Source organism: Streptomyces sp. NPDC003691, assembly GCF_053981115.1.
Window position 1 is genome coordinate 74,331 of the sequence record NZ_JBSFNQ010000010.1, and the last position, 21,754, is coordinate 96,084.

Sequence of the window (21,754 nt, forward strand, 5' to 3'; positions counted from 1 at the left end):
GGAACGGGTTGCGAGCGCGGTGAGGAGCAGAGGCATGGTGGACGTCCCCGAACTGGTCGCCCGGGCGCGCGCGGGGCAGCCGCGCGCCGTGGCGCGGCTGATCTCCCTGGTGGAGGGGGCCTCGCCGCAGTTGCGGGAAGTGATGGCGGCCCTGGCACCGCTGACCGGCGGGGCCTATGTGGTCGGGCTGACCGGCTCGCCCGGTGTCGGCAAGTCCACTACGACATCGGCGCTGGTCGGCGCCTATCGCCGGGCGGGCCGGCGGGTCGGGGTACTGGCCGTCGACCCCTCGTCGCCGTTCTCCGGCGGCGCGCTCCTCGGCGACCGGGTGCGGATGTCGGAGCATGCCTCCGACCCCGGTGTCTACATCCGCTCCATGGCCACCCGCGGCCATCTCGGCGGCCTCGCCTGGGCGGCCCCGCAGGCGGTCCGCGTCCTCGACGCGGCCGGCTGCGACGTGATCCTGGTGGAGACGGTCGGGGTCGGCCAGTCCGAGGTCGAGATCGCCGCCCAGGCCGACACCTCGGTGGTCCTCCTCGCGCCCGGGATGGGCGACGGGATCCAGGCCGCGAAGGCGGGGATCCTGGAGATCGGCGACGTCTACGTGGTCAACAAGGCCGACCGGGACGGCGCCGACGCCACCGCCCGGGAGCTGAACCATATGCTCGGCCTGGGCGAGGCCAGGGCCCCCGGCGACTGGCGCCCGCCGATCGTGCGGACGGTGGCCGCCCGGGGCGAGGGCATCGACGAGGTCGTCGAGGCCCTGGAGAAGCACCGCGCCTGGTCCGAGGAGCACGGAGTGCTCGCGGAGCGCCGCCTGCGCCGCGCGGCGGGCGAGGTCGAGACCATCGCGGTCACGGCCCTGCGCGAGCGCATCGCCGATGTCCACGGCGACCGTCTGGTGGGCACGCTGGCGGCCCGGGTGGTGGCGGGCGAACTGGATGTGTACGCGGCGGCGGACGAACTGCGCGCAAGCCTGACGAACGACCGCTGAGCCCGCGGGGGCCGGGGGCGGGGCGGGTTGCGCTGCCCCGGGGCCGGGCTCCGCGGGCAGCCGGGCGGGGCCGGGGCGGTTTTCCTCGTACGCATACGGGCGAGTCCCCGGGCCCGGGCAGGCCGCCCCGCCGTGTCGTCCGGCTTCCGGGGTGACCCCCTGTGCCCCGGCGGCGGAGCGGGGGCCTGATCCGGTCCGGCGCCCGGCCGGGCAGCCGGGCGGGGCCGGGGGAGGTTTCCCCGCCGGCCCCGCTCCTGGTGTGCCGGGTCAGTTGTCGCGGTCGGTGGTCGCCTTCGCCGTGGCGGCGTCGACGTCGACCTCGTACGCCTTGCCGTCCTTGCCCTTGATGTCGATCTGCCAGCGGGCGTCGTCGAACTCGACCTCCGTGACGGTGCCGGGGTGGAGCTTCAGGGCGGCCGCCTGGGCCTGGGCGGAGGTGGTCTTCGCGGCGGCGGCCGCCGCGGCGTCGTCGCGGTCGTGGTCACGGCCGTCTTCGCCGTCCCGGTCGTCGCCGTCGCCGTCGTGCCGGTCGTCGTCCTGCTCGTCGCGGTCGTCGTCGCGGTCGTCGCCGGACTCGATGCGGACCGAGCCGTCCTGCGCGTCCACCCGGACCTCGCGCTCCGTGCCCTCCGCGGTACGGATCTCGATCTCCCAGTCGCCCTTGCCGTCGTCGTCGCGGTCGGCCGACTCCACCGTGCCCGGCACCTTCGCCAGCGCGGCGTCGGTCGCCTCGGCCAGCGAGACCTTCGCGGCCGGCGGGGTGCGGTCGCCGGAGTCGGAGCCGGTCGCGGCGAACGCGGTCAGGGTGCCGCCGGCCATCAGGGCGGCGACGGCGGTGGCGATGACGATCTTGCGCTTCATGGGTGACTTCCCGTCGTTTCTGGGTGCTGGAGCCGGGTGGTGAACCGGACGACCACCAATCTGGCCGGGTGACCCTGAACGCTCCCTGAAGCCACCTGAAGCCTTCTTCAGGTGCGGTTTGCGACCCTGAGGCCATGCGTTTGCTGATCGTGGAGGACGAGAAGCGCCTCGCGCTCTCCCTCGCCCGGGGACTGACCGCCGAGGGCTATGCCGTGGATGTGGTCCACGACGGCCTGGAAGGGCTCCACCGGGCCTCCGAGGGCAGCTACGACCTGCTGATCCTCGACATCATGCTGCCCGGGATGAACGGCTACCGGGTCTGCGGCGCCCTGCGGGCCGCCGGTGACGACGTACCGATCCTGATGCTGACCGCGAAGGACGGCGAGTACGACGAGGCCGAGGGGCTGGACACCGGTGCCGACGACTATCTGACCAAGCCGTTCTCGTACGTGGTGCTGGTCGCCCGCATCAAGGCGCTGCTGCGCCGCCGGGGCCGCGGCGGCGGGGCGTCCCCCCGGCTCACCGTCGGCGATCTTCGGGTGGAGACCGCGGCCCGCCGGGTCTTCCGGGCGGATCAGGAGATCACCCTCACGGCGAAGGAGTTCGCCGTCCTCGAACAGCTCGCGGTCCGCGCGGGCGAGGTGGTCAGCAAGGCGCAGATCCTGGAGCACGTCTGGGACTTCGCCTACGACGGCGACCCCAACATCATCGAGGTCTACATCAGCGCGCTCCGCCGCAAGCTGGGCGCCGAGTACATCCAGACCGTGCGCGGCGCGGGCTACCGGCTGGTGGCCGGGCGATGAGATCCGTACGGGCCAAGGCCGCGCTGGGCGCCACCGCCGTGGTCGCCGTCGCCCTGGTGGTGGCCGGCTTCTCGGTGCTGCTGGTGCTGCGGTCGTACCTGACCGACCAGGCCGAGCTCCAGGCCGAGGTCACCGCCCGCGAGGTGGCCGCCGAGGTGGCGCGGGAGTCCGGGAACGGGCCGGTCGAGGTCACCTCGCCGGAGGACCGGCCGGTCCAGGTCGTCGACGAGGACGGGCGGACCGTCGCGGTCAGCAAGGACCTGGAGCGGATCTCCGGCACCGGCAGTTCGGAGGTGCGGCCCGAGCCCGCCCCCTCCGGCGACGACCGGGACCCGGGCGACGACGATCCGAACGACGACGACCCGGAGCGCGGCGAGGTGTCCGGCAAGGAGCCGCGGTTCAGCCGGGGCGAGGCGACCGTCGACGGTGAGACGGCCGCGTACCGCTTCGCCGCGGTGGAGGCGACCACCGGCGGCGGCCGGACCGTGACCGTCTACGCGGGCGCCCCGCTCGCCGTGGAGGAGCACGCCGTGGAGTCCGTACGCGAGGCGATGCTCGCCGGGCTGCCGGTGCTGCTGCTGGTCGTCGGCTCGGTGACCTGGCTGGTCACCCGGCGGGCGCTGCGGCCGGTCGAGGGCATCCGGGCCGAAATGGCGGCGATCACCGCCTCCGAGGACCTGTCCCGGCGGGTGCCGGAGCCCGCCACCCGGGACGAGGTGGCCCGGCTGGCCCGGACCACCAACGAGACCCTGGCGGCGCTGGAGACCTCGGTGGAGCGGCAGCGGCGGTTCGTCGCGGACGCCTCCCACGAGCTGCGCAGCCCGATCGCCTCGCTGCGGACCCAGCTCGAAGTGGGTGAGGCCCACCCCGAGCTGCTGGACGTGCCGGGCGCGGTGGCCGACACCGTACGGCTCCAGCAGCTCGCGGCCGATCTGCTGCTGCTGGCCCGGCTGGACGCGGGCGAGAAGCCGGGGCGGGCCCGGGTGGACCTGGCGGCGCTGGCGCGCGAGCAGCTCTCGCAGCGGGCCGGCCGGGACCGGGTGCCCGTCGAGGCGGCCGCCGCGGACGGGGTGGAGGTACTCGGCTCGGCCGGTCAGCTCGCCCGGGTGCTGGGCAATCTGCTGGACAACGCGGAGCGGCACGCGGCGGGCGCGGTGACCCTGTCCGTACGGCGGGAGGGTGCCGACGCGGTACTCGCGGTCGGCGACGACGGGGCCGGGGTCCCGGTGGCCGAGCGGGAGCGGATCTTCGAGCGGTTCGTCCGGCTCGACGACGCCCGCACCCGCGACGAGGGCGGTGCCGGGCTGGGTCTGGCCATCGCCCGGGATGTGGCGGTCCGGCACGGCGGCACGCTGACGGTGGGGGAGTCGCCGACGGGCGGCGCGCTCTTCGTCCTGCGGCTGCCCGCGGCCTGAGCCGCCCGCGGTCCGAGCCGCCCAGGGTTCGAGCCGCGCCGGTCCGGGTGCCGGTGGCCGGTGACCGCGGGCCGGGCCCGCCAGGTCCGGCCCGCGGTCACGGGACCGCGGGCGCCCGGACGGCCCCCGCACCGGACGGCCGGGCGGCGGCCGTCCGGTGCGGATCAGAGCTTGCCGCGCCTGCCGCGCAGATGCTCGGCCACCGGCGTCAGGGACTCCCGCAGATCGGCCAGCGCCTCCGGGCTCATCAGATCGATGAAATGCCGGCGGACGGACGCCACATGGTGCGGCGCTACCTGGCGCATGGTCTCCGTACCGGCGTCGGTGAGCACCGCGTACAGACCGCGCCGGTCCGACTCGCAGTTCTCCCGGCGGACCAGTCCCGCGGTCTCCATCCGGGTGATCTGGTGGGAGAGCCGGCTCTTGGACTGGAGCGTGGCCGCGGCCAGATCGCTCATCCGCATCCGGTGCTCGGGCGATTCGGAGAGGTTGACCAGGATCTCGTAGTCGTTGTTCGTCAGGCCGAACGGCTGGAGGTCCTTCTCCAACTGGTGCATCAGCAGCCGGCTGACGTCGAGGTGTGTACGCCAGGTGAGCTGCTCGTCCTCGGTGAGCCAGCGGGTGGCCGTCTCGGTCTCCATATATGGATTCTACCTAAAAAAGTTGAAAGGCGGACTATTTTGGGGAGTGCGCGTCGACGCGGCCCGCAGGGTGCGGCCCGCGGTACGTACCGTCAACGGCTTCCCGTACGTCCCCGGCCGTTCCGCGACCACCTGTGACCATCCGTGTGACTGCGCAGTGTACGCAGCGCCCGAGGGGCGCGGCGGGTCCGCTCCGCAAGCGCCGGCCGGAGCCGTCCGGCCGGCCCCGGCCGCGGTCACAGGCCGAAACGCCGCTGGAGATCACCCAGCTGGCCGGGCAGCCGCGGGGTCTGACCGTGCTGCCCCTGGCCCCCGCCGGGCCCGCCCGGCACTCCCGCCTGCGCCGGAGGCGCCCCCGTCGCGGCCTCCGGCAGCAGCACCTCCGTCGACTGGAGCAGCACCGTCCCGGCGCCCGCGAACTCGAACTGGTGCTCCTCGCCCGAGGTCCCGCCGATCCCGGTCAGCGCGCGCAGCCCGCCCATCACCCCGGTCATATAGCCGTGGTCGTAGTGGTGGCACGGCGACGGGCAGTCCGCCCAGCCCACCAGCGCCTGGGGATCCACCCGCAGCGGCGGCTCCATGAAGACCACCGGGCCGTTGGAGGCCGCCACGAACTTCCCCGTACCGATCAGGGTGAGGAAGCCCGGCACGATCGACTGCTTCAGCGCCAGCGTCGGCTGGTACGCCAGCAGATTCCCGGCCCGGATGGTCAGATTGCCGTCGTCGAGGTCGAAGGAGTTCACATCGAAGGCCCGGTCCGCCAGCAGCATCTTGCCGCTGCCCTCCGCCACCACCCAGTCCGCCGCGTGCAGCGGCGAGTGGAAGGAGGTCCGCAGCAGGCGGTCGAGCCGCCCGTGCCCGATGCCGTTGAACTCGATCCGCCCGTAGTAGGCGATCATCTTCCCCTTCTGCAGGAACCACTGGCTCCCCTTGAGCTCCACGCAGAAGGTGTACGGGTTCACGTTGTCGTCGCCCGGGAGGGTCGTGGGGTCGTGCACCACGGGGCGGCCGCCGGATCCGGTCACAGTTTCTCCTCCGATGCCTGGACGAGCACCGCGCCCCGGCCGCTCAGCTCCAGCTGGAACGCCTCGCCCGAACCGCGCCCCACCATGTCGCGCCAGCCCAGCGCGGTGGAGAGCTTGTTCTGTACATCGCCGTGGTGGGCCACGTACGCCTGCGGGTCGACATGGACCGGACGCCCCGGGACGATCGGCAGCTCGACCACACCGCCGTGGGCCATCACGGCGACCGAGCCGTGGCCGCGCAGGGTGGTGGTGAACAGCCCCTGGCCGGTGACCTGGCCGCGGACCATGCCCATCACGCCGCCCTGGGCGCCGAGGAACACCGTGCCCTGCTCCAGGGTGCCGTCGAAGGCGAGCAGCCGGTCCGCCTCCACATAGAGGGTGTCCCCGGTCAGCTCCACCACCTGGATGTGGTGGCCGCCGTGCCCGAACATCACGGTGCCGCTGCCCTCGACCTTCATGAGCGGGGTGGCCTCGCCGGCCACCCGGCGGCCGATCATGCCGCCGATCCCGCCGCTGCCGCCGGTCGTGCTCGGGGTGAAGCTCACCTCGCCCCGGTAGGCGATCATGGCGCCGCGCTGGCTGTAGAGGCGCTGCCCGGGTACGACGGCGGCCTCCACCATCTTGGAGTTGATCTCCCGGAAAGCCACTAGACATCGCCCCCTATCGTGTTCCGCTCGCTGGGCTGGACATAGACCAGCCCGTCGCCCTCGAAGCGGATCTGGAACGCCTCGCCGCCGCCCTCGCCGACCAGGGTGCGGAAGGTGACCCCGGACTGGAAGTTCTGGCGCAGCTCGCCCTGGTGGGCCACATAGGCGCCGGGGTCGACGGCGAGGGGGTACTGCGGGGTGACCCGGAGGACCACGGCCTGGCCGTCCGACATGATCGCGGCCCGGCCGGTGCCTTCGAGCGTGGTGGTGAAGAGCCCGTTGCCGCTCGCGCCGCCGCGCAGCCCGGTGAAACTGGTGCCGGTGCGCAGCCCGCCGTCCGCGGCGAGGAGGTTGCTCGACTCGACGTACAGCTTCTCCCCGTTCAGGGAGACCAGGCTGATCTCGGAGGCCCGGTCGGCGAAGAAGCAGGTGCCCTCGCCCTTCACCTCCATCAGCACCATCTGTTCGCCGGTGAGGCGCCGGGTCACCATGCCGCGGATGCCCTCACCGCCCCCGGACAGCTTTTTGAAGGCCATCCGGCCGTCGTACGCGACCATCGACCCGTTCTTCACTTTGACGGCGTCGCCGGCCAGATCGACCGCGAGCACTTTGCTCCCCTGGAGCCGGAAGGTTGCCACCAGGCGACGGTAACCGGCGCCGACGGGCGGGAACAGGCCCGTGGGAACGATCCGGGGCCGCCGGGCACCACCCCGGACAAAGGCTTGGCAAAGGCGGCTGTCAGAATGGGGCTGCGCTTGTGAGCGCGTTCACAAGATCGTCTCCCCGCAAAGGTGCACCCGCCGTGGACATCAAGACCGCCTCCGCCCTTCACCGCCTCCGGCTGATCTCGGCCCCGGAGGGCGCCTCCTTCGTTCTGCTGATCATCGCGTCGGTGCTGAAGCGCACCACGGACTTCAACGCGGTGCCGGCGCTCGGCATGATCCACGGCATTCTGTTCATCATCTACGTCCTGTTCTGGGCCGACGCCTGGAACCGGACCCGCTGGGAGTTCAAGACCGCCGCGCTCTACTTCGTACTGGCCGTGGTGCCGCTCGGCGGCTTCGTCGCGGAGCGGAAGCTGAAGCGGTCCGCGGAGGACGCGGTGATCGCCTCCCGGGCCCGCCGCGAGGGCGTGGCCGACACCGTCTGAACCTTCCGCTGAACCGTCCACGACGGGTTTTCCCGGCCGGGCCGTCCACCGCGTCCACGACGCGGCGGGCGGCCCGTCGCCGTGTCCGGGGACGCCGCCCGGACGGCCGTCCGTTCGAGGGGCGAGACGGGGCGGACGGGGCCGTGACCAGTCGGTAGGGTCGGGGCCGTGTCCAAGCCGCTCAGTCTCTCCTTCGATCCCATTGCCCGCGCCGACGAGCTGTGGCGGCAGCGCTGGGGGCCGGTGCCCTCGATGGCGGCGATCACCTCGATCATGCGGGCGCAGCAGATCCTGCTCGCCGAGGTCGATGCCGTCGTCAAGCCGTACGGCCTCACCTTCGCCCGCTACGAGGCGCTGGTGCTGCTCACCTTCTCCAAAGCGGGTGAGCTGCCGATGTCCAAGATCGGCGAGCGGCTGATGGTCCACCCCACCTCGGTCACCAATACCGTGGACCGGCTGGTCAGGTCGGGTCTGGTGGCCAAGCGGCCCAATCCGAACGACGGGCGCGGCACCCTCGCCTCCATTACGGAGAAGGGGCGGGAGGTCGTCGAGGCGGCCACCCGGGACCTGATGGAGATGGACTTCGGGCTCGGCGCGTACGACACCGAGGAGTGCGCCGAGATCTTCGCGATGCTGCGGCCGCTGCGGGTGGCGGCGAAGGACTTCGACGAGGTCTGACGGGCGCCGGGGCGGGCCGTACCCGCGGGGCCCGGGCCGACGGGGGCTGGACACCCCGCCCGCAGGGTGGTAACCGCGCCCGGATAGGCTCGGCGGCATGAAACAAACCGTGCTGACCCGCTACCGGGTGATGGCGTACATCACCGCCGTCTGGCTGCTGGTGTTCACCGGCGCCATCGTGCTGAAGTACGGCTTCAGCACCGGCGACACCATGGTGATCTCGCAGATCCACGGCGTTCTGTTCATCGTGTACGTGATCTTCGCCTTCGATCTGGGCTCCAAGGCGAAGTGGCCCTTCGGCAAGCTGCTGTGGGTGCTGGCCGCGGGCTGTATCCCGGTGGCCTCCTTCTTCGTCGAGCCGAAGATCAGCCGGGAGGCCCAGGCGCTGATCGACGCCTCGGCGCCGCAGCCGGTCCAGGCGTAGCACCGCGGCCGGTCCGGGCACCGGTCCCCGCAGCCGGGCGCCGCGCGTGTCACACGCGTGGCGCAGGTTCATCGACATTTACTAGGACGTCCTAGTAAATTGATGAGCATGGACGCTCACGGCATTGACGAGGGCCGCCGGCGGTGGCAGGCCCGCTACGACGGGGCCCGCAAGCGGGACGCGGACTTCACCACGCTCTCCGGGGACCCGGTCGAGCCGGTCTACGGGCCCCGGCCCGGCGACGCCTACGAGGGCTTCGAGCGGATCGGCTGGCCCGGTGAGTACCCGTTCACCCGGGGGCTCCACGCGACCGGCTACCGCGGCCGCACCTGGACCATCCGCCAGTTCGCCGGCTTCGGCAACGCCGAGCAGACGAACGAGCGCTACAAGATGATCCTGGCAGCGGGCGGCGGCGGGCTCTCCGTCGCGTTCGACATGCCCACCCTGATGGGCCGGGACTCCGACGATCCGCGCTCCCTCGGCGAGGTCGGCCACTGCGGCGTCGCCATCGACTCGGCCGCCGATATGGAGGTCCTCTTCCAGGACATCCCGCTCGGCGAGGTGACCACGTCGATGACGATCAGCGGACCCGCGGTCCCCGTCTTCTGCATGTACCTGGTCGCCGCCGAGCGCCAGGGCGTCGACCCCGCGGTGCTGAACGGCACCCTCCAGACCGACATCTTCAAGGAGTACATCGCCCAGAAGGAGTGGCTCTTCCAGCCCGAGCCGCATCTGCGGCTCATCGGCGACCTGATGGAGCACTGCGCCGCGGGCATCCCCGCCTACAAGCCGCTCTCGGTCTCCGGCTACCACATCCGCGAGGCCGGGGCGACGGCCGCGCAGGAGCTGGCGTACACCCTCGCCGACGGCTTCGGCTATGTGGAGCTGGGGCTCAGCCGGGGGCTCGACGTCGATGTCTTCGCCCCCGGGCTCTCCTTCTTCTTCGACGCCCACCTGGACTTCTTCGAGGAGATCGCCAAATTCCGGGCGGCCCGGCGGATCTGGGCGCGCTGGCTGCGGGACGTCTACGGGGCCCGCAGCGACAAGGCGCAGTGGCTGCGCTTCCACACCCAGACCGCGGGTGTCTCGCTGACCGCGCAGCAGCCGTACAACAATGTCGTACGGACCGCGGTCGAGGCGCTCTCGGCGGTCCTCGGCGGCACCCAGTCCCTGCACACCAACGCCCTCGACGAGACCCTGGCCCTGCCCAGCGCGCAGGCCGCGGAGATCGCCCTGCGCACCCAGCAGGTGCTGATGGAGGAGACCGGGGTGGCGAACGTCGCCGACCCGCTCGGCGGCTCCTGGTACGTGGAGCAGCTCACCGACCGCATCGAGGCGGACGCCGAGAAGATCTTCGAGCGGATCAGGGAGCGGGGCCGCCGGGCCCACCCGGACGGACGGCATCCGATCGGCCCGATGACCTCCGGAATCCTCCGCGGTATCGAGGACGGCTGGTTCACCGGCGAGATCGCCGAGTCCGCCTTCCGCTACCAGCAGGCGCTGGAGAAGGGCGAGAAGCGGGTCGTCGGCGTCAATGTGCACCACGGCTCGGTCACCGGGGACCTGGAGATCCTGCGGGTCAGCCATGAGGTGGAGCGGGAGCAGGTACGGACCCTGGCCGACCGGCGGACCGGCCGGGACGACGCCCGGGTGCGGACGGCGCTCGCCGCGATGCTGGACGCGGCCCGCGACGGCTCCAACATGATCGCCCCGATGCTGGACGCGGTACGGGCGGAGGCGACCCTGGGCGAGATCTGCGGGACGCTGCGCGACGAGTGGGGCACCTACACGGAACCCCCGGGCTTCTGACGGGCGGCCTCCGGCCCGGAAGCGGATCAGCCCGGGCAGCTGCCCGCACCCCGGGTCGCGCGGGCCGCTCTCCGGCCCGGACTGCGGACCCTCCCGGGGGCCGCGCGGCACCGCCGGAGCGGGCGCGCCCGGGGGTGCCGCCTGCTGCGGGGCGCGGCCCCGGTCGCGCGCCGGTCGCGCCGGGGCCGGGCCCGCCACGGCGAAGAGCCCGCGCTGCCGGGGCCGTCCGGCCCCGCGGCCCGTGCCGGGGGTACACACGGGTTCCGGTCCGCCGCCTCCGGAGGAGGCCGGTGCGGGGTTGCCGCCGGGTGAACCCGGGGTGCCCGGGCCATGGTCCGCCCGGGTGGACCCTCCGGAGCCCGCCCGTGCCGGAGGTACGAAGGAACCCCCGCCGCCTCGGGAAGGTGCCGGTGCGGAGCCGCCGCCCCTGAACCCCGGGCACCGGGGCGTGCCCGGTCGGCCGACCCTCAGGGGCCCGCCCGGCCGGGGGTGCCGCCTGCTGCGGGGAGCGGGACCCCGGGGCCGTACCCCGTGCCACCCTCCGCCGGAGGCGGTCAGCGGCGCGGGGACGTCAGGCCGCGCAGCAGCAGGGTGGTGAAGGCGCGGGCCCAGGCGACGTCGACCGGGGCGGCGCTGACCAGGGTGCGGTGGACCACCGCGCCCGCGACCACGTCGAAGATCAGATCGGCCTCGGCCGAGGCCGCCGCGCCGTCCCGCGGTACGGCGGCCCCCGCCCCCGGCGCCGGTGTCTCGTGCGGCAGCTCCCCGCGGGCCTGCGCCCGGGCCCGGCCCAGGACGACCAGCCGCTTCTGCCGGTCGACGATCGCCGAGCGGATCCGGCGGCGCAGCGCCTCGTCACGGGTGCCCTCCGCGACCACCGCCATCAGGGCGGTACGGGCCTCCGGCCGGTCCAGCAGGGTCGCGAACTGGAGCACCACGTCCTCGATGTCGGCCGCCAGACTGCCGCGGTCCGGCAGCCGCAGTTCGTCGAAGAGGACGGCGACCGCGTCGACGACGAGGTCGTTCTTGTTCGCCCAGCGGCGGTAGAGCGTGGTCTTGGCGATCCCCGCCCGGGCGGCCACCTCGCCCATCGTGAGCTTGGACCAGCCCAGGTCCACCAAGGCGGCCCGGGTCGCGTCGAGGATCGCGGTATCGGTCCCCGCGGTCCGGGGACGTCCCGTACGGCTCTGCATGACGGTTGACCATACCCGCGGGTAGAGGGTTCGGTGTGAGCCAGTTCACGGGAGGAATCTCACAGCGGTCCGCGGGCCCGCAGTTACGCTACGACCCGTAGCGAAAGCGGTGATCACCGGTCCGGCCGGTCCTCCGCCGCCTCCCGCGCGACAGCCACCGGCGCCTGGTGGGGACCCGGCGCCAGCAGTTCCGACCGTACGACCGCGGACCCGCCCGTGCACAGAGGGCGCCGGGGGTTCCTTCCCGGCGGGCCGCGGCCGCTTTTCACACCGTGCTTTTCACTTGCGCGCGCGGAAGGGGGAGGATGTACCCATGCAGCCCAGGAACATGTCCATGAGCGGTGTCGTCGACCTCGCCGCGGTAAAGGCGGCCGGTGAGGCCAAGGCCAAGGCGGAGCAGGCCCGTGCCGAGGCCGCACGCCAGGGCGGCGGCGCGGCCGTCGCCCCCTCCCGTCTGGTGATCGACGTCAACGAGGCGGACTTCGAGAGCGAAGTACTCCAGCGGTCCGCCGAGGTCCCGGTCGTCCTCGACTTCTGGGCCGAGTGGTGCCAGCCCTGCAAGCAGCTCGGTCCGCTGCTGGAGCGGCTGGCCCAGGAGTACAACGGCCGTTTCGTTCTCGCCAAGATCGATGTCGACGCCAACCAGCTGCTGATGCAGCAGTTCGGCATCCAGGGCATTCCGGCGGTCTTCGCCGTCGTCGCGGGCCAGGCCCTGCCGCTCTTCCAGGGCGCCGCCCCGGAGCAGCAGATCCGGGCCACACTGGACCAGCTGATCGAGGTCGCCGAGCAGCGCTTCGGGCTGACCGGGATCGCCGTGGACCAGGAGGCGCAGGACGCCCCCGAGGAGCCGCAGGAGGCGCCCCCCGGCCCGTACGACGCCCTGCTGTCGGCCGCGGTCGACGCGCTGGACGCGGGTGACTTCGGGGGTGCGGTCCAGGCGTACCGCAATGTGCTCTCGGAGGACCCCGGCAATACGGAGGCCCAGCTCGGCCTGGCCCAGGCGGAGCTGCTGGACCGGGTCAAGGGGCTGAACCCGCAGCAGGTGCGCGAGGATGCCGCGGCCCGGCCCGAGGATGTCGAGGCCCAGATCACGGCGGCCGATCTGGATCTGGTCGGCGGCCATGTCGAGGACGCCTTCGGCCGGCTGGTCGAGACCGTCCGGCGGACCCGCGGCGACGACCGGGACACGGTCCGGCTCCGGCTGCTGAAGCTGTTCGAGGTCGTCGGCGCGGACGACCCCCGGGTCGTGGCGGCCCGTTCGGCGCTGGCGCGGGCGCTCTACTGACGGATCGTCATAGTCCTTGGGGGATAGTGCCGGAGGCGGTGGTGCGGGGATCCGCACCATCGCCGTTTTGGCAGCAAGGTGACAAATGACCGGGGTGTCTTTACTAAATCTTGGTAAAGATAAGCCTGTTACTCGCGGTAAGTCGACCATGGTGCCTCGCCCCCTTTTCTCCGGCTTTCGCCCTTTCTGGTGGAGTCGGCCGCCGCACCCTGTGTGGCCGTGTCGCACACCCGTGCGACGAAGCTGCCATCAGGTCATTACTGGCTGGTAATGACCCCCCTTGTGCCGGGGCGTGGAATGCACCACGATCGGCCACGCTCGGTCCACTACCGCACCGGCCCGGTTGGCTCCGTGTCCGCGGTCCCTGGGTCCCCACCGGGCCGGCCGGCGACACGCCGGACGCGGACAGGGGGGTTCCCGCCCTGCGGCGGGGCCTGTCCGACCCGAGGCCGTGCCCGATCCGTCGGGTGCGGCCGTGGTTGTCGCTCGGGGGTGATCGCCGGTGGCTCGGACGCGTTGTGCGTACGGCGGCGCGGGCGCTCTCTTTTCCGAGGACGTAGCACTTCTCCCATCTCCGGACAGGCGTTCGGCGTCCGAGCCGGGGGTGGTACGTCCGAGAAGGAGGAACAGTCATGGAGTCTGTGGCTCGTGGCGGAACCAGATGGAAGCGGTTCGCCATAGTCATGGTGCCGAGTGTGGCCGCGACGGCCGCGATCGGTGTCGGCCTGGCCCAGGGGGCGCTCGCGGCGTCCTTCGCCGTGTCCGGCCAGGAGTTCAAGGTCAGCGCCGGTTCTCTCGACGGCAAGGGGTTCTCGCAGTACGGCGGCGTGGTCGAGGGCTATGTGGAGCTGGAGGGGGACAGAAAGGTCAAGCGCCCCGTCGCGATCTCCACCTTCAAGTCCGCGCGCATCGAGGACATGTGTCAGTCGGTGGTGACGGATATTCCGCTGCTGGGGAAGTTCACCTTCCGGCTGGAGGCGGGCTTCGGGGACTCCGAGGTCCTGGCCGACAACCTCTACCTCGACATCACCGAGCTGAAGGCGGACGCCACGTTCGGCAATATCGACATCGGTATCGCCGCCCGGCACACCGATGACCCGGGCGTGGGCAAGGGACCGGCCGTCCGGCAGACGGACACGCCCAACGGCTTCGCCCAGCAGGCCGATACGGCGTATCTGTCCGAGGTGCGCCAGAAGGCGCTCTCCACCACGGCCGGCACCTTCCGGCTCGGCGGTCTGGACATGAGGCTGAAGAGGGGGAGCGGCCAGGACATCGAGTGCTTCACGGACTAGGGAGTCTCTTTCGGATCAGGCCGGATCGGTGAGCCCGGCAGGATCCGGAAGAGACGGCCCGGCGTCCGGGCGGGCGGTGGCGCCGGCGCGGCCGCGGCCGCCCGCCGAATTCTCCACTCAGCAACACCAGTTCCAGGGAGCTGTTTTCCATGAGCGCCGACTCCATGGCCACCGGGCAGAACGAGCACGTCCTCCGTACCGTCCGGCGGCGGTTCCGTGACTGGCGGGGACAACGGCCTTTCTGGGCCGGGCTGTTCACCATGTCCGGCGGTGTTCCCATCGCCTACTTCCCCTACGCGACGCTGAGCCTGGGGAACGTGACCCTGTCCATGTCGACGACGGCGGGCGCCGGTGCGCTGATCATCGGCGTACTGCTGGTCACCCTGGGTTTCACGATGTGGTTCCACCACATCGTGCGGGTGTTCGCCGGAATCGCCGCGATCCTGCTGGCCCTGATCTCCATCCCGGTCGCCAATCTCGGCGGCTTCGGGATGGGCTTCCTCCTGGCGCTGATGGGCGGCGCGCTCTCCGTCGCCTGGGCGCCGGGCAGACCGGTCCCGGCGGAGGCCGTCCCCGGGGGTCCCGTCGAGGAGATCGTCCCGCCCGTCGCCACGGTGCCCGCTCCGGCACCGGAAGGCCCGCCGGTGCCACCCGAGGTGCCGTCCGTCTCCCTGGAGAAAGCCGAGGTGTTCCAGCGGTCCGTCTCCACCGAACCCGACGGCGGGAGGAACAGTGCAGGGTGATGTCATTCCGCCGGACCCGGTACGCGGGGCCCGCCGCGGAAGGGGCCCGCGGCACGCGGCCCCCCGCGAATCACTCCTGAGCAAGCTCCAGAAGCCCGCCGGAAAGGCGATAGCCCTGGCGGCCATGCCGACCGCGGTCCTGGTGGGCATGGGACTCACCCCCCGGCTGGCCCTCGCCGACGAGAAGGACATCCCGTTCGCGCCGGGACCGTGCGTCACCCGCTCCGACGCGGCGGCCGAGGAGGAGCAGCGGCCGCCGCGGCCGTCGGAGTCCGGGAGCGGGGCGCAGTCGTCGGAGCCCTCGGACGGGCCTTCCTCGCCGCAGACCCCGGACCCTGGGCCCGGCGGGTCCGACAGCCCCGGCGACGGCGAGAGCGACGGCGACGGCGACCGGGAGGGCGCGGAGGGTTCCGGGCGGCCGGGCGAGCTGCCGTCCGCGCGGGAGGCGGCCGACGCGGCGCGGGCCGCGCGGGAGGAAGCCGCGGAGGCCCGGCGGCCCGTGGACCGGAAGCCCACCGCGACCCCCACCCCGACCCCGACCCCGACCCCGACCGCGGCCGTCGGCGCGACCGGCCCCGGCCGGAGCCGCGATCCCTGGGACCCGCTGGGCCTCGGGGACGCCCTCAAGGATCTGTTCGGGGTGCCCGACGGGAAGAAGCCCCCGGCCGCGACCCCGCCCGCGAAGCCCCCCGCCACGACTTCGCCCGCGACGTCCCGGCCGGGCAAACCACCGGAGAAGCCGGCGGACCGGCCGGGGCGGCCGGCCGGTCCGCCGGCGGGGGACCGGGAGACCCGCCCGCCGTCCGGCGGGCCGGCGAAGCGGCCGGCGGCGACACCGGGCGGTACCGCGGCGGACCGCGCCAGAAAGGGCGTCGAGGACGCCGCCGCCCGCGCCGGGGCCGAGGTGCGGGAGCTGGACGAGGGCGCCGGGGGACTCGTACCGCGGAAGGACCAGGACATCCCCGAGGGTGCCAAGCCGCGTCTGCCGTGTGCCACCCCCGATCCGGAGGCGCTTGCGGCCGCGGAGGAGGAGCCGGGCATTCCGGCGGTTCCCGACGACCCGTGGATCCTGAAGAGTTCGCTGCTCACCCTGAAGGGGCTCAAGTACCACGGCATCGTGGAGGTCCGCACCGGCGGCGGCGAGCTGAAGCCCGCCCTGAAGTTCACGGCGACGGGTGTGGACATCCGGGACCTGCACCAGCTCGCGGTCGGCCCGCTGGGGCGGACCATGCACGCCGAGGCGCGCAAGGGGTCCACTTCGACGATCACCGACGGCACGGTGACCATGTACACGGAGGAGCTGACGGGGAATCTCTTCGGTATCTTCCCGGTGACGTTCAGCCCGCGGACGCCGCCGCCGCTCGACATCCCGTACGCGTACTTCACCCGGGTGACGGTGGTCCAGGCCGGCCAGTTCGGCGGCCGGCTGACCGTGCCCGGACTGCGCAACTACCTCACGGACGGTCAGGCGTCCGGATAGCGCGCCCCCGCACTTCCCGGATCCGGGGCGACGGGCCCGGAGCGGGACGCACGACGGGCAGGCCGTGGGCCATTTCAGGTGTGGTCCACGGTCTGCCCGTTACGGTGTGCGCTCTACGGCTACGGCTACGGCTACGGCTACGGCTGCGGCCCGGGCGCGGCTACGGCTCGCGCCGTGCTCCGGGGGCCGGTGCCGGCCGGTTACGCCTTCGAGCCCAGGTGGTGCACCCGCACCATGTTGGTGGTGCCGGGGACACCGGGCGGGGAGCCCGCCGTGATGATCATGGTGTCGCCGGCGTTGTGGCGCTGGAGCTTCAGCAGTTCGGCGTCGACCAGGTCGACCATCGCGTCGGTGTTGTCGACGTGGGGGACCACGAAGGACTCGACGCCCCAGCTCAGGGTGAGCTGGTTGCGGGTGGACTCCTGGGTGGTGAAGGCCAGGATCGGCTGGCAGACCCGGTAGCGGGAGAGCCGGCGGGCGGTGTCGCCGGACTGGGTGAAGGCCACCAGCGCCTTGCCGTCCAGGAAGTCCGCGATCTCGCAGGCCGCGCGGGCCACGGAACCGCCCTGGGTACGCGGCTTCTTGCCGGGGACCAGCGGCTGGAGGCCCTTGGAGAGCAGCTCCTCCTCGGCCGCGACGACGATCCGGGACATCGTCTTCACGGTCTCCAGCGGATAGGCGCCCACCGAGGACTCGGCGGAGAGCATGACCGCGTCCGCGCCGTCCAGGATGGCGTTGGCGACATCGGACGCCTCGGCGCGGGTCGGCCGGGAGTTGGTGATCATCGACTCCATCATCTGGGTGGCGACGATCACCGGCTTGGCGTTGCGGCGGCAGAGTTCGATCAGCCGCTTCTGGACCATCGGGACCTTTTCGAGGGGGTACTCGACGGCCAGGTCGCCGCGGGCCACCATCACACCGTCGAACGCCATCACGACGTCCTGCATGTTCTCGACGGCCTGCGGCTTCTCCACCTTGGCGATGACGGGGACCCGGCGGCCCACCTCGTCCATCACCTTGTGGACGTCCTTGACGTCGTCGGCGTTCCGCACGAAGGAGAGCGCGACCAGGTCGCAGCCCATCCGCAGGGCGAACCGCAGGTCCTCGACGTCCTTCTCGGAGAGCGCGGGGACGTTCACCGCGGCGCCGGGCAGGTTGATGCCCTTGTGGTCGGAGATGACACCGCCCTCGACGACGATCGTCTTCACCCGCTGGCCGTCGACCTCGACGACCCGCAGTTCGACGTTGCCGTCGTTGATCAGGACCTGGTCGCCCTTGGAGACGTCCCCGGGCAGGCCCTTGTAGGTGGTGCCGCAGATGGTCTTGTCACCCGGCACGTCCTCGGTGGTGATGGTGAACTCGTCACCGCGCACCAGCTCGACGGGGCCGTCGGCGAAGGTCTCCAGCCGGATCTTGGGGCCCTGGAGGTCGGCCAGTACGCCGATCGCCCGGCCCGTGTCCTCCTGCGCCTTGCGCAGCCGGTGGTACCGGCCCTCGTGATCGGCGTGGGACCCGTGGCTCATGTTGAAGCGGGCCACGTTCATACCGGCCTCGATGAGCGCTTTCAACTGCTCGTACGAGTCGACGGCGGGGCCCAGTGTGCAGACGATTTTGGAACGGCGCATAAGGCGGATCCTATCGGTTTGTTTCGACTCGGAATATTCCGTCTGGTGGAAGATACAAATGGGCGGGTATTCGCTCAGTCGAGTGAATCTTCGGATACCAGCGCGAAGGTCTGCCGGGCGATCTCCAGCTCCTCGTCGGTCGGTACGACCGCCACCGCGACCCGGGCGTACGGCGGCGAGACGATCCGGGCGTGCGGCGAGCGCTCGGCGTTCAGCCCCGCGTCCAGGGCCAGTCCCAGCTCCTCCAGACCGGCGACCGCGGCGGCCCGGACGGGTGCCGCGTTCTCGCCGACGCCCGCGGTGAACACCACGGCGTCCACCCGGCCGAGGACCGCGTAGTACGCCCCGATGTACTTCTTCAGACGGTGGATGTAGATGTCGAAGGCGAGCTGTGCCCGCTCGTCGCCCTCGTCGATCCGGCGGCGGATCTCCCGCATGTCGTTGTCGCCGCAGAGCCCCACCAGGCCGCTCTTCTTGTTCAGCAGGGTGTCGATCTCGTCGGTGGACATCCCGGCCACCCGCCGCAGATGGAAGGTGACCGCCGGGTCGACGTCGCCGGAGCGGGTGCCCATCACCAGGCCCTCCAGCGGCGTCAGGCCCATGGAGGTGTCCACGCAGCGGCCGCCCGCCACCGCCGACGCGGAGGCGCCGTTGCCCAGGTGCAGCACGATCACATTGACGTCCTCGGGCGCCTTGCCCAGCAGCCTCGCCGTCTCGCGCGAGACATAGGCGTGGGAGGTGCCGTGGAAGCCGTAGCGGCGGATCCGGTGGGCGTCCGCCGTCTCGACGTCGATCGCGTACCGCGCGGCCGACTCCGGCATCGTGGTGTGGAAGGCGGTGTCGAAGACCGCGACCTGCGGCAGATCGGGGCGGAGCGCCTGCGCGGTCCGGATCCCGGTGATGTTCGCCGGGTTGTGCAGCGGGGCCACCGGCACCAGCCGTTCGATCTCCGCCAGCACCTCGTCGTCGACCACGGTCGGCTCGGAGAACCGCAGTCCGCCGTGGACGACGCGGTGTCCGATCGCGGCCAGCTCCGGGGAGTCCAGGCCGAGCCCGTCGGCGGCCAGCTCCTCCGCGACCGCCTTCAGCGCCGCGCCGTGGTCCGCGATCGGCCCGGTCCGCTCCCGCAGCCCGGCCCCGCCGTCCACCAGCGGGGTGTGCACCAGCCGGGAGGTGGACTCGCCGATCCGCTCCACCAGGCCGACCGCGAGCCGGGCGGCGTTCCGCATGTCGAGCAGCTGGTACTTCACCGACGACGAGCCGGAGTTGAGGACGAGGATCCGGGTGGGGGCCGGTCGGGGGGACGTGGTCACGGTCGGTGCCTTCTGGTCGGTGGCGGGGGGTGGGGACGGCGTTGCGGTGTTACGCGCCGGCGGTGGCGGCCGCCGTACGGGCGGGACGGTCCGGCGCGGGCGCCGGCTGGGCCTGGATCGCGGTGATGGCCACGGTGTTCACGATGTCGCCGACCAGCGCGCCGCGCGACAGGTCGTTCACGGGCTTCCGCAGCCCCTGGAGCACCGGGCCCACCGCGACCGCGCCCGCCGAGCGCTGGACGGCCTTGTAGGTGTTGTTGCCGGTGTTCAGGTCCGGGAAGATCAGGACGGTCGCCCGGCCCGCGACCTCGGAGTCCGGCAGCTTGGTCGCGGCCACGGACGGCTCCACCGCCGCGTCGTACTGGATCGGGCCCTCGATCCGCAGGTCCGGCCGGGACCGGCGGACCAGCTCGGTCGCCTCCCGCACCTTGTCCACATCGGCGCCCGAACCCGAGGTGCCGGTGGAGTACGAGAGCATCGCGATCCGCGGCTCCACGCCGAACCGGGCGGCCGTCGCGGCCGACTGGACGGCGATGTCCGCGAGCTGCTCGGCGTTCGGGTCCGGGTTGACCGCGCAGTCGCCGTACACCAGCACCTTGTCGGCCAGGCACATGAAGAAGACCGAGGAGACGATCGCGGCGCCGCCCCCGGCGTCGGTGGCCCGGCGGGTCTTGATGATCTCGAAGGCGGGCCGGATGGTGGCGGCCGTGGAGTGCACCGAACCCGACACCATGCCGTCGGCCAGGCCCTCCTCGACCATCAGGGTGCCGAAGTAGTTGACGTCCGCGACGACGTCGTACGCCAGCTCCACCGACACGCCCTTGTGGGCGCGCAGCTCCGCGTACCGCTCGGCGAAGGGCTGCCGCAGCTCCGAGGTGTGCGGGTCGATCAGCTGGACGGAGGAGAGGTCGATGCCCAGGTCCGCGGCCTTCTTGCGGATGACGTCCGGATCGCCGAGGAGGGTCAGATCGCAGACGTCGCGGCGGACCAGGACGTCCGCGGCGCGCAGCACCCGCTCCTCGGTGCCCTCGGGGAGGACCACCCGGCGGCGGTCGGCCCGCGCCTGCTCCAGCAGCTCGTGCTCGAACATCATCGGGGTCACCCGGCCGCTGCGGGCCACCGCCAGCCGGTCCAGCAGCCCGGCACTGTCGACATGGCGCTCGAAGAGGCCCAGTGCGGTCTCCGCCTTGCGCGGGGTGGCGCCGCTGAGCTTGCCCTCCAGCTTGAACAGCTCCGCCGCGGTGGGGAAGCTGGTGGCGGCGACGGAGACCACCGGGGTGCCGGGGGCCAGCCGGGCCGCCAGGGTGAGCACCTCGTCGGTGGGCCGCTCGTCGAGGGTGAGCAGGACGCCCGCGATGGGCGGGGTGCCCGCGGAGTGCGCGGCCAGCGCGCCGACCACCAGATCGGCCCGGTCGCCGGGGGTGACGACCATGCAGCCGGGGGTCAGGGCGGTGAGGAAGTTCGGCAGGGTGGCGCCGCCGAAGACGAAGTCGAGGGCGTCGCGCGCGAGCCCGGAGTCGTCGCCCAGCAGGACCGTGCCCTTCAGGGCGTGGGTGATCTGGGCGACCGTGGGCGCGGCGAGCGCGGGCTCGTCCGGGAGGACGTAGCAGGGGACGGGGAGGCGGGCCGCGAGCCGCTCGGCTATGGACTCCCGGTCGGCGGGCGCCACCCGGTTGACCGTGAGGGCGAGGATGTCGCAGCCCAGGGCCTCGTAGGCGCGGAAGGCGTTGCGGGCCTCGGCCCGTACGGACTCCGCGGTCTGGCCGCGGCCGCCGACCACCGGGATCACGGAGGCGCCGAATTCGTTGGCCAGCCGGGCGTTGAGGGCCAGCTCGTCGGGGAGCTGGGTGGCGGCGAAGTCGGTGCCGAGCACCAGGACGACCTCGTACTCCCTGGCCACCCGGTGGAAGCGGTCCACGAGCTGCGAGACCAGCTCGTCGGTGCCCTGCTCGGCCTGGAGCGCGGACGCCTCGTGGTAGTCGAGGCCGTAGACGGTCGCCGGGTCCTGGGTCAGCCGGTAGCGGGCCCGGAGCAGCTCGAACAGCCGGTCGGGCCCGTCGTGGACGAGGGGCCGGAAGACCCCCACCCGGTCCACCTGGCGGGTGAGGAGCTCCATGACTCCCAGTTCGACGACCTGACGGCCGTCCCCGCGGTCGATTCCGGTCACGTACACGCTGCGCGTCACGTGTGTTCTCCTGTCCGCCCGTCCGCCCGGCCACGCCACCGTGATGCTCGTGCGACACGTCTCGTCTGATGCGACTCGTCTGATGTGCTGCTGTGCTGCTCAGTATCGGACGTATCGGCGATTTGACCGATACGTCCGTTGATGGCCCTGGGGTGGCCGTAAGAAAAACCGCCGGAGAGCGGCCTTTCCCC

General features: G+C 72.4%; 20 protein-coding genes. 11 read left to right on the forward strand and 9 right to left on the reverse strand.

The features are described from left to right. The first annotated feature begins 34 nt into the window (after positions 1-34). Entirely contained in the window at positions 35-994 is a 960-nt protein-coding gene (gene meaB / locus ACWDR0_RS07430) for a methylmalonyl Co-A mutase-associated GTPase MeaB (RefSeq protein ID WP_456350690.1), read from the forward strand. A gap of 267 nt (positions 995-1,261) precedes the next feature. On the opposite strand, the gene ACWDR0_RS07435 is transcribed toward meaB, so the two are convergent. Then, positions 1,262-1,855 carry a PepSY domain-containing protein gene (locus ACWDR0_RS07435; RefSeq protein ID WP_456350691.1) on the reverse strand — a complete coding sequence of 198 codons (594 nt, stop codon included), beginning with the start codon at positions 1,853-1,855 and terminating at the stop codon, positions 1,262-1,264. A 134-nt stretch (positions 1,856-1,989) separates the two neighbouring features. Here ACWDR0_RS07435 and ACWDR0_RS07440 point away from each other — a divergent pair, with 134 nt between their 5' ends. Then, entirely contained in the window at positions 1,990-2,658 is a 669-nt protein-coding gene (locus ACWDR0_RS07440) for a response regulator transcription factor (RefSeq protein ID WP_456350692.1), read from the forward strand. Further along, positions 2,655-4,073, forward strand: coding sequence for a sensor histidine kinase (locus tag ACWDR0_RS07445; protein ID WP_456350693.1), 1,419 nt, complete (start codon positions 2,655-2,657; stop codon positions 4,071-4,073). The genes ACWDR0_RS07440 and ACWDR0_RS07445 overlap by 4 nt, the downstream gene beginning before the upstream one ends. A gap of 164 nt (positions 4,074-4,237) precedes the next feature. On the opposite strand, the gene ACWDR0_RS07450 is transcribed toward ACWDR0_RS07445, so the two are convergent. From ACWDR0_RS07450 to ACWDR0_RS07465, 4 genes are all read right to left on the reverse strand, one after another. Continuing rightward, complete coding sequence (locus tag ACWDR0_RS07450) at positions 4,238-4,714, reverse strand: MarR family winged helix-turn-helix transcriptional regulator (protein WP_456350694.1); 477 nt, start codon at positions 4,712-4,714, stop codon at positions 4,238-4,240. Positions 4,715-4,950: 236 nt separating this feature from the next. Beyond that, positions 4,951-5,739, reverse strand: coding sequence for an AIM24 family protein (locus tag ACWDR0_RS07455; protein ID WP_456350695.1), 789 nt, complete (start codon positions 5,737-5,739; stop codon positions 4,951-4,953). Next, the gene (locus tag ACWDR0_RS07460) at positions 5,736-6,386 is read right to left on the reverse strand and encodes an AIM24 family protein (protein ID WP_456350696.1); all 651 of its coding nucleotides are present in this window, start codon (positions 6,384-6,386) and stop codon (positions 5,736-5,738) included. Before ACWDR0_RS07460 ends, ACWDR0_RS07455 begins: the two co-directional genes overlap by 4 nt. Then, positions 6,386-7,024, reverse strand: a complete 639-nt coding sequence (locus ACWDR0_RS07465) for an AIM24 family protein (protein ID WP_456350697.1) — start codon at positions 7,022-7,024, stop codon at positions 6,386-6,388. Before ACWDR0_RS07465 ends, ACWDR0_RS07460 begins: the two co-directional genes overlap by 1 nt. Positions 7,025-7,188: 164 nt before the next feature. Here ACWDR0_RS07465 and ACWDR0_RS07470 point away from each other — a divergent pair, with 164 nt between their 5' ends. The 4 genes from ACWDR0_RS07470 to ACWDR0_RS07485 all read left to right on the forward strand — a co-directional run bounded on the left by ACWDR0_RS07470 (position 7,189) and on the right by ACWDR0_RS07485 (position 10,447). Next, the gene (locus tag ACWDR0_RS07470) at positions 7,189-7,536 is read left to right on the forward strand and encodes a DUF3817 domain-containing protein (RefSeq protein ID WP_456350698.1); all 348 of its coding nucleotides are present in this window, start codon (positions 7,189-7,191) and stop codon (positions 7,534-7,536) included. A 168-nt stretch (positions 7,537-7,704) separates the two neighbouring features. Then, positions 7,705-8,214, forward strand: a complete 510-nt coding sequence (locus ACWDR0_RS07475) for a MarR family winged helix-turn-helix transcriptional regulator (RefSeq protein ID WP_456350699.1) — start codon at positions 7,705-7,707, stop codon at positions 8,212-8,214. Positions 8,215-8,311: 97 nt separating this feature from the next. After that, the gene (locus tag ACWDR0_RS07480; protein WP_456350700.1) at positions 8,312-8,638 is read left to right on the forward strand and encodes a DUF3817 domain-containing protein; all 327 of its coding nucleotides are present in this window, start codon (positions 8,312-8,314) and stop codon (positions 8,636-8,638) included. A gap of 108 nt (positions 8,639-8,746) precedes the next feature. Continuing rightward, a complete protein-coding gene (locus ACWDR0_RS07485; RefSeq protein WP_456350701.1) occupies positions 8,747-10,447 on the forward strand; it encodes an acyl-CoA mutase large subunit family protein in 1,701 nt (566 codons plus the stop codon). Positions 10,448-11,001: 554 nt separating this feature from the next. Here the strand turns inward: ACWDR0_RS07485 and ACWDR0_RS07490 are convergent. Further along, positions 11,002-11,640, reverse strand: coding sequence for a TetR/AcrR family transcriptional regulator (locus tag ACWDR0_RS07490; protein WP_456350702.1), 639 nt, complete (start codon positions 11,638-11,640; stop codon positions 11,002-11,004). 313 nt (positions 11,641-11,953) lie between these two features. On the opposite strand from ACWDR0_RS07490, the gene ACWDR0_RS07495 reads away from it, so the two are divergent. The 4 genes from ACWDR0_RS07495 (at position 11,954) to ACWDR0_RS07510 (ending at position 16,440) form a co-directional block, all read left to right on the forward strand. Next, the gene (locus tag ACWDR0_RS07495; RefSeq protein ID WP_456350703.1) at positions 11,954-12,925 is read left to right on the forward strand and encodes a tetratricopeptide repeat protein; all 972 of its coding nucleotides are present in this window, start codon (positions 11,954-11,956) and stop codon (positions 12,923-12,925) included. Positions 12,926-13,557: 632 nt separating this feature from the next. Further along, complete coding sequence (locus ACWDR0_RS07500) at positions 13,558-14,217, forward strand: DUF6230 family protein (protein ID WP_456350704.1); 660 nt, start codon at positions 13,558-13,560, stop codon at positions 14,215-14,217. Between the two features lie 149 nt (positions 14,218-14,366). Further along, on the forward strand, positions 14,367-14,960 hold the full coding sequence (locus ACWDR0_RS07505; RefSeq protein WP_456350705.1) for a DUF6114 domain-containing protein: 594 nt from the start codon (positions 14,367-14,369) through the stop codon (positions 14,958-14,960). A 124-nt stretch (positions 14,961-15,084) separates the two neighbouring features. Continuing rightward, positions 15,085-16,440, forward strand: coding sequence for a hypothetical protein (locus ACWDR0_RS07510; RefSeq protein ID WP_456350706.1), 1,356 nt, complete (start codon positions 15,085-15,087; stop codon positions 16,438-16,440). Positions 16,441-16,640: 200 nt separating this feature from the next. Here the strand turns inward: ACWDR0_RS07510 and pyk are convergent, their stop codons facing one another. From pyk to pta, 3 genes are all read right to left on the reverse strand, one after another. Beyond that, complete coding sequence (pyk, locus tag ACWDR0_RS07515) at positions 16,641-18,065, reverse strand: pyruvate kinase (protein ID WP_456350707.1); 1,425 nt, start codon at positions 18,063-18,065, stop codon at positions 16,641-16,643. 74 nt (positions 18,066-18,139) lie between these two features. Next, positions 18,140-19,378 carry an acetate kinase gene (locus ACWDR0_RS07520; protein ID WP_456350708.1) on the reverse strand — a complete coding sequence of 413 codons (1,239 nt, stop codon included), beginning with the start codon at positions 19,376-19,378 and terminating at the stop codon, positions 18,140-18,142. A 49-nt stretch (positions 19,379-19,427) separates the two neighbouring features. Next, on the reverse strand, positions 19,428-21,563 hold the full coding sequence (pta, locus tag ACWDR0_RS07525; RefSeq protein WP_456350709.1) for a phosphate acetyltransferase: 2,136 nt from the start codon (positions 21,561-21,563) through the stop codon (positions 19,428-19,430). Between the last annotated feature and the right edge of the window lie 191 nt (positions 21,564-21,754).